This is a genomic window from Streptomyces sp. NPDC058307 (assembly GCF_042880295.1).
GTDB lineage: Bacteria > Actinomycetota > Actinomycetes > Streptomycetales > Streptomycetaceae > Streptomyces.
The window spans coordinates 1-11747 of the sequence record NZ_JBHVYZ010000118.1; the positions used below are offsets into that span (position 1 = coordinate 1).

General features: G+C 70.3%; 11 protein-coding genes. 6 read left to right on the forward strand and 5 right to left on the reverse strand.

The window, feature by feature from the left end; genetic code table 11:
* Positions 1 to 571 precede the first annotated feature (571 nt).
* The 3 genes from ACFVYN_RS40310 to ACFVYN_RS40320 all read right to left on the reverse strand — a co-directional run bounded on the left by ACFVYN_RS40310 (position 572) and on the right by ACFVYN_RS40320 (position 3814).
* Positions 572 to 1501, reverse strand: a complete 930-nt coding sequence (locus ACFVYN_RS40310; protein WP_390007676.1) for a carbohydrate ABC transporter permease — start codon at positions 1499 to 1501, stop codon at positions 572 to 574.
* Complete coding sequence (locus tag ACFVYN_RS40315; RefSeq protein WP_390007678.1) at positions 1498 to 2403, reverse strand: carbohydrate ABC transporter permease; 906 nt, start codon at positions 2401 to 2403, stop codon at positions 1498 to 1500. The genes ACFVYN_RS40310 and ACFVYN_RS40315 overlap by 4 nt, the downstream gene beginning before the upstream one ends.
* Before the next feature lie 64 nt (positions 2404 to 2467).
* A complete protein-coding gene (locus tag ACFVYN_RS40320) occupies positions 2468 to 3814 on the reverse strand; it encodes an ABC transporter substrate-binding protein (RefSeq protein WP_390007681.1) in 1347 nt (448 codons plus the stop codon).
* Positions 3815 to 3983: 169 nt separating this feature from the next.
* On the opposite strand from ACFVYN_RS40320, the gene ACFVYN_RS40325 reads away from it, so the two are divergent.
* From ACFVYN_RS40325 to ACFVYN_RS40350, 6 genes are read left to right on the forward strand one after another with little or no spacing between them, the layout of a single operon-like run.
* Positions 3984 to 4727 (forward strand): SDR family NAD(P)-dependent oxidoreductase, encoded by a 744-nt coding sequence (locus tag ACFVYN_RS40325; RefSeq protein WP_390007684.1) that lies wholly within the window; start codon positions 3984 to 3986, stop codon positions 4725 to 4727.
* Positions 4728 to 4770: 43 nt separating this feature from the next.
* The gene (locus tag ACFVYN_RS40330; RefSeq protein WP_390007686.1) at positions 4771 to 5490 is read left to right on the forward strand and encodes a FadR/GntR family transcriptional regulator; all 720 of its coding nucleotides are present in this window, start codon (positions 4771 to 4773) and stop codon (positions 5488 to 5490) included.
* Positions 5487 to 6632 (forward strand): galactonate dehydratase, encoded by a 1146-nt coding sequence (gene dgoD, locus ACFVYN_RS40335; RefSeq protein WP_390007689.1) that lies wholly within the window; start codon positions 5487 to 5489, stop codon positions 6630 to 6632. The genes ACFVYN_RS40330 and dgoD overlap by 4 nt, the downstream gene beginning before the upstream one ends.
* A gap of 38 nt (positions 6633 to 6670) precedes the next feature.
* The gene (locus ACFVYN_RS40340) at positions 6671 to 7291 is read left to right on the forward strand and encodes a bifunctional 4-hydroxy-2-oxoglutarate aldolase/2-dehydro-3-deoxy-phosphogluconate aldolase (RefSeq protein WP_390007691.1); all 621 of its coding nucleotides are present in this window, start codon (positions 6671 to 6673) and stop codon (positions 7289 to 7291) included.
* 32 nt (positions 7292 to 7323) lie between these two features.
* The gene (locus ACFVYN_RS40345) at positions 7324 to 8244 is read left to right on the forward strand and encodes a sugar kinase (protein ID WP_390007698.1); all 921 of its coding nucleotides are present in this window, start codon (positions 7324 to 7326) and stop codon (positions 8242 to 8244) included.
* 15 nt (positions 8245 to 8259) lie between these two features.
* Positions 8260 to 9147 (forward strand): SMP-30/gluconolactonase/LRE family protein, encoded by an 888-nt coding sequence (locus ACFVYN_RS40350; RefSeq protein WP_390007693.1) that lies wholly within the window; start codon positions 8260 to 8262, stop codon positions 9145 to 9147.
* Positions 9148 to 9174: 27 nt separating this feature from the next.
* Here ACFVYN_RS40350 and ACFVYN_RS40355 read toward each other — a convergent pair whose 3' ends face one another.
* Positions 9175 to 11190, reverse strand: coding sequence for a beta-galactosidase (locus ACFVYN_RS40355; protein ID WP_390007695.1), 2016 nt, complete (start codon positions 11188 to 11190; stop codon positions 9175 to 9177).
* A gap of 57 nt (positions 11191 to 11247) precedes the next feature.
* Positions 11248 to 11747 (reverse strand): carbohydrate ABC transporter permease (locus ACFVYN_RS40360; RefSeq protein WP_390007697.1); only part of this gene is annotated, 500 nt, incomplete at its 5' end.

An 11747-nucleotide genomic window follows, 5' to 3' on the forward strand; every position in this document is an offset into this window, starting at 1 on the left:
GTGCGGCCCACGCTGGTCTACGCCGGGTTCGGGACGCCGGCGGTGCCGGGCGGCGCGTCCGCGCGCACCGGGGGCGGGGGGGCGGGGCGGACCGCCCCTCCCCCCTTCCGCCGTCGAACTCTCGGCCTCGGACACTGCCGGGTACAGGGGGAGTGTCAAAGCGCGGTGCCGGGCAGCAGCACGCCGGCGGGCACCGCCAAGAAGAACTCCCGCCCGCGGAAGCGGTGCACGGCGGATGCCGACGCTCTCCGTCTCCGCCGGCGGCCTGAACTCGCTGCGACGTGACCTCGGCCGCCGGTCCACGTCCTTCTTCCCGACGACACGATCTGTCTGCCGCTGGGCGTGATGGCCACCGCCGGCGGACACCGGCGACCGCAGCGCCGCCCAGGTCCTGCTGTGGCACGTCGCCGACGCCTACCACCGGCCGACCACGCGGGCGAAGAGGCGACGATCCGCCGCTCGGGCAGCACCACGAAACCGCGCAGGTCGCTCTCTCGACATCGGCTCAAGCCCGGATTCCGTACGGCGGGTCCGTCCGCCGCGAGGGGCAGGGCCGTCCGCTCCGGCGGCGTCAGCCCTTGACGCTGCCCTCGGTCAGACCGCTGCGCCAGAAGCGCTGCAGGGCGACCATGGCGATCATCAGAGGGACGACGGAGACGAAGGCGCCCCCGACGGTCAGCTGGTAGAGCTGCGGTTGACGGTCGGCGAAGGACTGCCACGACGTCAGACCGAGCGTGATGGGGTACAGCTTGGAGTCGGACAGCATGACCAGCGGCAGGAAGTAGTTGTTCCAGATGCCCACGAACTGGAAGAGGAAGATCGTCACCAGGGCGGGGGTCATGATGCGCAGAACGACGACCGTGAAGATGCGGATCTCTCCCGCGCCGTCGATGCGGGCCGCCTCGAGCAGCTCGTCCGGTATGGATGCCGCCGCGTAGATCCGGCACAGGTACACGCCGAAGGGACTGACGAAGCTCGGCAGCAGCACGGCCCAGTAGGTGTTGGCCAGGCCTGCCTTGCTGAACAGCAGGTACATGGGCAGCGCCAGCGCCGTGGCAGGGATCAGGACGCCACCCAGCACGATGTTGAAGATCGTGTCGCGGCCGGCGAAGGAGAACTTGGCCAGCGCGTAGCCGGACATCGCGGCCAGCAGCGTCGCCACGCCCGCGCCCACACCCGCGTACAGCAGGCTGTTGGCGGCCCAGCGCAGGTAGATCGCATGGTCGTAGGTGACCACCTGGCGCAGATTGCTCAGGAACCGGGGATGGGAGAACCACAGCCCGAAGCTGCCGAACAGGTCGCCGGTGGACTTGGTGGACGCCACGACCAGCCAGTACACCGGGAGCAGGAAGTACCCGGCGGCCGCCACCAGCAGGCCGGTGACCAGGATGCGACTGCGCGCGGTGACCCCGGTGATGCCGCTACGCGGCCTCGTGCCGTCGTCGGAGGCCGGCGTCCCGCCCCGCGGCGGGACCGTGCGGGCCGGTGTCTGGAGACTCACGCGTCCCCACCTCTCTTGTTGATCAGCCGCAGGAAACCGAAGGAGAGCGCGAACGCGGCGAGGGCGAGCAGCACTGCCTCGGCAGCGGCGAGGTGGTAGTTGTCGTTGGTGAACGCCTCGTTGTAGGCGCTGAGGTTGGGGGTGTAGGCGCTGTCGATACTCGAGGAGACGGGCTTGAGCACCAGCGGTTCGGCGAACAGTTGCAGCGTGCCGATGATGGTGAAGACCGTGGTGAGGATCAGCGCCGGGCGCAGCAGCGGCAGTTTGACGTGGCGGACCGTGTGCCACGCGCTGGCGCCGTCGATGCGGGCGGCCTCGTACAGCTCCGCGGGGATGGTACGCAACTGGGCGACCAGAACCAGGACGTTGTAGCCGGCGAACTCCCACGTGACGATGTTCGCGATGGACCACAGAACCGTGTTTCCGCCCAGCAGGTCGACCGACAGCCCCAGTTGGCCCATGCCGTCCACGAGAGGGCTGACTCCCGGCACGTACAGGAAGCCCCACAGGATGGACGCGATGACCCCCGGAACGCCGTAGGGCAGGAAGAAGGCGGCGCGGAAGAACCGCACGCCTCTGGCCGAGGCGCTGTCCAGCAGCAGCGCGAGCCCGGCGGACAACGCGACCATCACCGGTACCTGGACGGCCGCGAACAGCAGGACCCGACCGATGCTGCGCACAAAGGCGTGATCGGACAACGCGTCGGCGTAGTTGCCGAGCCCCACGAAGACGGTACGGCTGCCGCCGAGCCCCAGGGCTCCGGTGTGCTCGACATCCATGACGCTCTGGTAGACGGCGTAGCCGATGGGGAGGGCGAAGGTCAGTAGGAACAGCAGGAGGAACGGCGCGACGAAGACGACGGGCGTCAGATTTCTGTGGCGGCGGGGCGCTCGGGTGGGCATGAGGGTTCTTTCTGGAGTCCGGAGGGGAGAACGGCGGCGGCCGTGTCGCGCCCTCCGGAGGCGGTCACTGGCCGGTGGAAACCTTCAGTCCCTTCCGCTTCAGGTCCTCGACGGTCTGCTTCTGCGCCTGCTGGACCGCGGAGACGAACGTGCCCTTGCCGGCCAGGGCGGCCTGGAAGCCGTCGTTGAGGTGCTGGTAGGTGGCGTCGATCGTCGGTATCCACTTCCACGAGTTGTCGATGCTCTTGTCCGCCTCCGCGAAGACCTCGTTGTACTTCTGGCCTCCGAAGAACGAGGACGGCTTGTCAAGGGAGGAGCCCTTGTACGCGTCGTCCGCCGCGGGCCAGCCGTATCCGCCCTGCAGCAGCAGGTCGACGCTCGCGGGGTCGGTGTTGAGCCATTCGGCGAACTTCAGGGCCTCGGGGATGTGCCCCGCGCCCTTGAGGACAGCCGTGGAGGAACCGCCCCAGTTCGCGGACGCGTTCGCGCCCTTCGTCCACTGCGGCATGGGTGCGACCGCCCATTTGCCGGTGGTCTTGGGAGCGTTTCCGCTGATGATGGCGTCGCCCCACTGGGCGCTGACCCAGGAGGTGATGCCACCGCTCTGCAGGTCCTTGTACCAGCCGTTGGCGAAGTCGGGTTCGGTCTTGATCACCTTCTTGCTGCGCAGGTCGTCCCAGAAGGCGGCGACCTTGAGGGTCTGCGGCGAGTTGATGTTCACCGACCAGGTGTCGCCATTCACGCCGAACCACTTGGCGCCGGCCTGCCATGCGAGCGCGGTGAACCAGGCGGAGTTGCCGGCCGGGAAGGTGCTGATGTAGGCCTTCGGGTCCGCGTCGTGGATCTTCTGCGCGGCCTGGGCGAACTCGTCCCAGGTGGCGGGCGGTGTGATGCCCCACTTCTTGAACAGGTCGGAGCGGTAGAACAGGCCCATCGGACCGGACGCCTGGGGGATCGCGTAGACCTTCGAGTCGAAGACCCCCTGCTGCCACTGCCAGTCCACGAACTTCGACCGGTCCTTGTCCGCGCCGTACTGGGACAGGTTCACCAGGCCGTTCTCCAGCAGGAACGAGGGGATCTCCTGGTATTCCACCTGCGCCAGGTCGGGCGCGTTGCCGCTCTTGAGGGCGGCGCGCATCTTGGCGTAGCCGCCGCTGCTGCCCGACGGGATCTTCTCCAGTTTGACGTGGATGTCCGGGTGGGTGGCGTTCCACTTGTCGACGGCCTTGTCGACACCCGGGACCCACGACCAGAAGCGCAGGTCGACCTTCTGGCCGGGCTTGACAGGTTTCTGGACCGCGGGGTCCTTCGAACCGGTCGAACCTCCGCAGGCGGAGATCAGCAGGGAGGCGGCGGCAAGGGTCACTGCGAGTGCGCCCCGGCTTCGGCGGCGGGGTGTGGTGCGGCTCATGGGGAGGAGGTCCTTCCTAGCTTCGTACTGAAGGTGCCTGACGCATGCCGGTCAGTTTCGGAGTGGTGTCACCGCCCCGTCAAGATATATTCATAATTAATTGAAACAGCTATGGTGGGTGGGTAGACAGCCACGAGGGGAGACACACGCGATGACGGAATGCCGCAGGATGAGCGGACGCGTGGCGGTGATCACCGGCGCCGCCCACGGGATCGGCGCGGCCACGGCTCACCGGCTCGCGGCCGAGGGGGCGGTGGTCGTGGTCACGGACGTGGACGACTCAGCCGGCAAGGTGGTCGCGGCGGGCATCGCGGACAGCGGGGGCCGCGCGGAGTACGTACGCTGCGACGTGACGTCGGCCGACGACTGGGAGAACCTGGCCCGCCACGTACAGGAGCACCACGGACGGCTGGACGTGCTGCACAGCAACGCCTTCGCCCAGCTCAAAAAGCCCGCCCACGAGCTGAGCGAGGCCGAGTGGGACGGTCAGATGGCCGTGCTCCTCAAGCCCGCCTGGCGGGCGATGAAGACCTTCGCGGCCATGCTGCGCGAGGCCCGGGGCGCTGTCGTGCTGACCTCCTCGGTGCACGCCGTCATCGGGCTGCCGGGCCACGCCGCCTACGCCGCCGCGAAGGGCGCACTGTGCTCACTGGGACGGCAGTTGGCCGTCGAGTACGGTCCTGACATCCGGGTCAACACGGTGCTGCCGGGCCCCATCCTGACCGCCGCGTGGGACGGCATCCCGGAGCCCGACCGCGAGCGCAGTGTCGCGGCCACGGCGGCTCGGCGGTTCGGACAGCCGGAGGAGGTGGCGGCCGCCGTCGCCTTCCTGGCATCGGAGGATGCCTCCTATGTGACCGGCGCCAGCCTCGTGGTCGATGGAGGATGGAGCGTCATGAAGGAGTCCTCGTGAGCGACGCACACACCGCTTGTGGGCCGATACGGAAACGGAGAACGTGGTGACCCATCCCCCCAAGGGGCTGCACGGCCAGGCCGTGGAGGAACTGGGCCGACGCATCATCCGCGGCGACTACCCCCCGGGCTCCGTGGTGGACCCGGTCAGGTTCGAGACGGAACTCGGCGTCAGCAAGACCGTGGTCCGCGAGGCCATGCGCGTGCTGGCCTCCAAGGGCCTGCTCGAGTCGAAGCAGAAACGCGGCACGACCATCCGGCCCCGCGCCGACTGGAACCTGCTCGACAGTGACCTGCTGCGCTGGCAGGGCAGCAGCGCTCCGACCGACGGCTTCCTGGAGGACCTCGCCGAGGTCCGCGCGATCGTGGAGCCTGCGGGAGCCCGGTTCGCGGCGGCTCGCCGCACCACCTCCGACCTCGAGGCGATGCGGCAGGCGCTGGACGCGATGGCGGCGGCGGGGACGGACGCGGACGCGATGGTCGAAGCGGACCTTGCCTTCCATCGAGCCCTGCTGGACGCCGCCCACAACGAACTGCTCAGCCGGATGGAGGTCGTCATCGAGGCCGGCCTGCGGGTACGCGACCGGATCGTGCACGGCGCCCGGCACTTCTCCGACTCCATCCCCGTGCACCAGGAACTGCTGGACGCGGTCGCAGCGGGTGACTCCGACGCCGCCGTGGCCGCCGTCGAATCCCTCCTGGCACAGGCCTCCGACGACCTGGCGGCCGTCCGGGCGACCGACCCGCCGAAGGAACTTCCTTGAAGATAACCGGACTTGAGACGTACCTGGTGGCTCCGCGCTGGCTGTTCCTGCGCATCGCCACCGACGAGGGCGTCACCGGCTGGGGCGAACCCGTCATCGAGGGCCGCGCCGACACCGTACGCGCCGCAGTCCACGAACTCGCCGACTACCTCGTCGGCCGGGACCCGCTGCGCATCGAGGACCACTGGCAGGTGCTCACCAAGGGCGGCTTCTACCGCGGCGGCCCCATCCTCTCCAGCGCGGTCGCCGGCATCGACCAGGCCCTGTGGGACATCGCCGGCAAGACCTACGGTGTCCCGGTGCACCGCCTCCTCGGCGGCCCCGTACGCGACCGCGTCCGGATGTACGCCTGGATCGGCGGGGACCGGCCCAGCGAGGTGGCGGAGCTGGCCGAGGAGCAGATGAAGGCCGGCTTCACCGCCGTCAAGATGAACGGCTCGGCCGAACTCGCCCCGATCGACACCCCGGCCCGCACCGCCGAGGTCGTCGCACGCGTCGCCGCCGTCCGTGAGGTGCTGGGCGACGAGCGGGACATCGCGGTCGACTTCCACGGCCGGGCGTCCACCGCCATGTCACGCCGGCTGCTGCCCCAACTGGAGCCACTGCACCCGCTGTTCGTCGAGGAACCCGTCGCACCGGAACACTCGGGGAACCTGCGCAGTCTGGTGGAGTCCACGAGCATCCCGCTCGCCACCGGCGAACGCCTGTACTCCCGTTGGGACTTCCGCGAGGTCATGGCCAGCGGCATCGCCGTGGCCCAGCCCGACCTGTCGCACGCCGGCGGTATCTCCGAGGTGCGCCGCATCGCGGCCATGGCCGAGACGTACGACGTCACGATGGCGCCCCACTGCCCCCTCGGCCCGATCGCCCTGGCCGCCAGTCTCCAGATCGCCTTCTCGGTGCCGAATTTCCTCATCCAGGAACAGAGCATGGGCATCCACTACAACCAGCAGGCCGACTTGCTGGAGTACGTGATGGACACCGAACCCTTCCGGTTCCAGGACGGGTACGCCGTCGCCTCCACCCGCCCGGGCCTCGGCGTCGAGATCGACGAGAAGGTGGTACGCCACGCCGCCGAGACCGGCCACCGCTGGCGCAACCCCGTATGGCGGGGCGCCGACGGGGCGTTCACCGAATGGTGACCGCCCGCACACCGAACCCGCAAGGAGAACCCGCTCCCATGAACCTGGTGGAATCGCTCGGCGCCCACCGTCTGTTGGCGATCGTGCGAGGCAAAAATCCCGCCGCCGCCCTGAGCACCGTACGCACCCTCGTGGAGGAGGGCATCTCGGCCGTCGAGGTCTCACTGACCACCGCCGACGCCCTGACCGTCATCAGGCAGGCCCGCGCCGAACTCGGCCCGGACGCGCTGCTCGGCGCCGGAACCGTGCGCTCGGCCCAGGACGCCGCCCGCGCGGTCGACGCGGGCGCCTCCTTCCTCGTCACCCCCGCACTGGTCGACGGACTGGAGCACTACGGCGTACCCGTGCTGATGGGCGCCCTGACGCCGACCGAGATCGAAGCCGCCCTCGCGCACGGCGCCGACGCGATCAAGCTCTTCCCCGGCTCCCTGGGCGGCCCCGGCTATCTGAAGGCTCTGCGCGACCCGTTCCCCGAGGTGCCCTTCGTACCCGTCGGCGGAGTGGACGCGCAGGCCGCACGCGACTACCTCGACCGGGGCGCTCTGGCCGTCGGCGTCGGCTCACCGCTCGTCGGGGATGCGACCGACGGCGGTGACCTGGGGCAACTGCGCGCCCGCGCGGCCGAGTTCCGTAAGACGGCCGCCGGGGAGACGCCGTGACGCCACCCGAAGTCGTGACCTTCGGCGAGACGATGGCGGCGCTCCGGGCCCACGGTGCGCTGCGCCTGGGCGGCAGCCTCGGCCTGTCCGTCGCCGGGGCCGAGTCCAATGTCGCGATCGGCCTCGCCCGGCTAGGCCACCGGGTGCGCTGGGCCGGTCGGGTCGGCGCGGACGAACTCGGCGCGCTGGTCCTGCGCACGCTGCGCGCCGAGGGCGTCGACACCGACCACGCGGTCACCGACGACACCGGGCGGCCCACCGGACTGCTGCTGACCGAACCTCGCCTGGGAACGCTGACCCGCGTCAGTTACTACCGCGCGGGTTCCGCCGGTTCGGCAGTCGCACCGGACGACGTACTCTCCGCGCTGACTCCCGGGACCCGCGTGCTGCACCTGACCGGCATCACGCCGGCGCTCGGTGCGTCGGCGGCCGAGGCGGTCCTGGCCGCCGCCAAGACCGCCCGCGAGAGCGGTGTCACCGTATGCCTCGACGTCAACTACCGCTCACGGCTGTGGACGTCCGACCGCGCCCGCACCGCACTGCGACCGATCCTGGACCATACGGACCTGCTCATCGCCTCCGAGGACGAGCTGCCGCTGGTGCAGGACGTGCCCGGTGCGGGGGAGACCGAGGCCGTGCGCGGCGTGCTGGCGGCAGGTGTCACCGAGGTGGTCGTCAAGCGGGGCGCCCGCGGCGCGACCGTCTTCACCGCCGACGGCGCAACCGACCGTGCCGCGCGGGAAGTTGACGCCGTCGACCTGGTCGGCGCGGGCGACGCCTTCGTGGCCGGATACCTCTCCGGCCTCCTGGACGGCACGGACATCCCCGCCCGGCTGCACCGGGCGGTCACCACCGCGGCCTTCGCCGTCGCGACCCGGGGTGACTGGGAGGGCCTTCCCACACGGGACGAACTCGGACTGTTCGACGAACCCGACGGCACGACCATCCGCTGACCCGGAGAACCGATCATGACATCTGCATCAGCACGGACGGCGGTCGTCGTGGACGGCGCGTACGAACTCGCCGAAGGCGGCCGCTGGATCGACGGCCGGTACGTGTACGTCGACATCCTCAGCGGCCGGCTCTTCGAACTCCGCGACGCCACCGACCCGGTGACCCCGCTCCAACTGGCCCGGCTCGACGTGCCGTTGGGTGCCGTCGCGCCGGTGGCGGACCGGCCCGGGTGGTGGATCGCCGCCGCGGGCACGGGCATCGCGCTCCTCACCGCCGACGGCGCACTGGACTGGCTGGACCGCCCCGAGGACCGCACCCCCGTCCCCAGCCGGATGAACGACGGCGTCGCCGACCCCGCGGGGCGTTTCTGGGCCGGCAGCATGGCCTACGACGGCACCCCCGGCGCGGGCTCGCTCTACCGAACGGACCCCGACGGCACGGTGGTACGTGTCCTCGACGGCCTGACCATCGCCAACGGCCCGGCCTTCACCGCCGACGGCACGACCCTGTACCTCGCCGACACGGCCGTCGGCACCATCCTCCGCTGCCGGGTCGACCCCCTCTCCGGAGACCTCGTCGCCGGCCCTGAGACCTTCGCCCGACTGCGCGACGGCGAAGGCAGCCCCGACGGGATGACCGTCGACACGGAGGGCTGTCTGTGGGTCGCGATGTGGGGTGCCGGGACGGTCCGCCGCTACCACCCCGACGGTCACCTGCTCCACAGCCTGACCGTGCCCGCTCCCCACCCCACCTCGGTGTGCCTGCACCCCGACGGCAACCGTCTCTACGTCACCACGGCTCGTTACGGAGTGCAGAACCCGACCGCGGCCTCGGGCGCGGTACTGGGCATTCCCGTACCGGTCGCAGGAACGCCGGCCTGCTCATGGCGCAGTGGGCACTGATGCACTCTGCCTACCGGAGCAGGTGGATCAGCGGGGCTCGCGGACCACGGCGACGCCTCCCGGTGGGACGGTGACGGTTCCGGTGACCGGTGTGCCGGTGAGGAGTTCGACGCCTTCGGCAGGTGCTTCGGCGCCCTTTCCGGTGTGGTCGATGAGGAACAGGAAGTCGGCCTCCGCGCCCCGGCGCCGGACGACCTCGATCCCGGTGGGCGCCTGGTGCTCCGGTGTGACGCCGGCGTCCTGGCGGATGCGGTCGAGCAGGGCGGCGAGGGTGTCCTGGTCGGGGTGGGTGCCCAGATACCAGGCGGTGCCGTCGCCGTGCCGGTGGCGGGTGACGGCGGGGTGGCCGGCCAGGGGGCCGTCGGCGTGGGAGGCGACGGCCTGTGCGCCGGTGAGCCGGATGCGTTCCGACCACAGGTCGGCCGTGGCTCCCGACGCCACGTCGCCGGTCAGGCCTACCGTCTCGCCCGGCAGCAGGGGGAAGAGCTCGTCGGTGACCACGCCGAGGACGTCGCGGAAGGCGCCGGGGTAGCCGCCCAGGTACACGTGGGTGTTCTCGTCGACCATGCCGCTGTGGAAGCCGACGGCCAGTGTGCCCCCGCCTTCGGCGAACCGGGCGAGGTTCGCCGCGGCTGCCTCGGTGACCAGGTACAGCGAGGGTGCCAGGACGAGCTTGTAGCGGTCGAGTCCGGGGTCGTCGGGGCGTACGAAGTCGACGGCGACCCCGGCCCGCCACAGGGGGGTGTACCAGTCCCGCACCAGGTCCTGGTAGCGCAGCTCGCCGCTGGGCTGGGAGGGCAGTTCCAGTGCCCAGCGGGCGTTCCAGTCCCACACGATCGCCACCTGCGCCGTGCTGGTGGACTCCCGTACCTCGGCCAATGCCCGCAGGTCCGCGCCGAGTTGGACGACGTCCCGCCAGATCTGGCTGTCGGTGCCGGCGTGCGGGAGCATCGCCGAGTGCCACTGCTCGGCCCCCGCCCTCGCCGCCCGCCACTGGAAGAACGCGATGCCGTCGGCACCGTGCGCCACGTGCGCGAGTGCGTTGCGGCGCATCTCTCCGGGTCCCTTGGCCCGGTTGACGGGCTGCCAGTTGACGGCGCCGGTCGAGTGCTCCATGAGGAACCACGGTCCGCCCGCGAGCGAACGCATCAGGTCGCCGTGAAGCGCGATGTCGACCTCGGCCTCCGCGTCGTCGGACAGCAGGTAGTGGTCGTTGGAGAGGATGTCCAGCTCCGGTGCCCAGCGCCAGTAGTCGAGGGCGTCGATGGTGCGCAGGACCAGGAAGTTGGTGGTCGCGGGGGTGCCCGGGGCGGCCCGGCGCAGTACGTCGCGCTCGGCGGTGCACAGGGAGAGCAGTTCGTCGGAGCAGAAGCGGCGCCAGTCGAGCTGGTGGGTGGGGTTCGGGGGAGCCGCGGTGGTGCGGGGCGGCAGGATCTGGTCCCACGTGTAGTACCACTGGCTCCAGAACGTGGTGCACCAGGCGTGGTTGAGGGCGTCCAGGTCGTCGCCGTAGCGGGCCCGCAGCCAGGTGCGGAAGGCGGCGGCGCTGGTGTCGCAGTAGCAGGCGTCGTTGTGGCAGCCGTACTCGTTGTGCACGTGCCACAGGGCGACGGCCGGGTGGTCGGCGTAGCGCTCGGCGAGCGCCCCGGCGACACGCAGTGCCGCTCGGCGGTAGGCCGGGCTGCTGGGGCAGAACGTCTGGCGGCTGCCGTACGACAGTCTCCTGCCGTCCCGGTCGACCGGCAGCGCTTCCGGGTACGTGTGGAAGAACCAGGCCGGCGGTGCCGCCGTCGGGGTCGCCAGGTCGGCGGCGATGCCGTTCTCCTGGAGCAGGTCGAGGATCTTGTCCATGCGGGTGAAGTCGTAGACGCCCTCGGCCGGTTCGAGCAGGGCCCAGGAGAAGATGCCGACGCTGACCATGGTCACCCCGGCCTCGCGCATGAGGCGCATGTCCTCGGCCCATACCTCCTCGGGCCACTGCTCGGGGTTGTAGTCACCCCCGTAGGCGATTCCAGGAATGCGAAGACGGCGTGAGGTACTCACTGGGGGTGCTCCGGGGTGGGGTGTAGGGGAGGTAAGGGAGGGGCAAGTGGGCCTGGGTCAGCCCTTGTTGGCGCCCAGCGTGAGGCCGCTGACGAACTGCCGCTGCAGCGCGAAGTAGACGATCAGGGTGGGGATCGCGGTGAGCAGGGCGCCGGCGGCTACCAGGTTGGGGTCGGTGAAGTACTGGCCGGACAGGTTGTTCAGGGCCGAGGTGATCGGCATGTTGTCGCCGGTGGAGATCAGGACCAGCGCCCAGAAGAAGTCGTTGTAGATCCAGATGGACAGCAACGTCGCCAGAGCCGCCATCGCGGGCTTGCACAGCGGCAGCACGATCTGCCAGTAGAGGCGCCAGACGGAGGCGCCGTCCACGAGGGCGGCCTCGGTCAGTTCGTGCGGGAGCGAGCGCATGTAGTTGGCGAGCACGAAGGCGCAGAAGCCGGACTGGAACGCCACGTGGATGAGGACCAGGCCGAGCGCGGAGTCGTAGAGCTTGCCGCTCGTCGTGATGCCGGGCAGGTCGATGAGCAGGTACATGCGGTACAGCGGGGTGATGATGA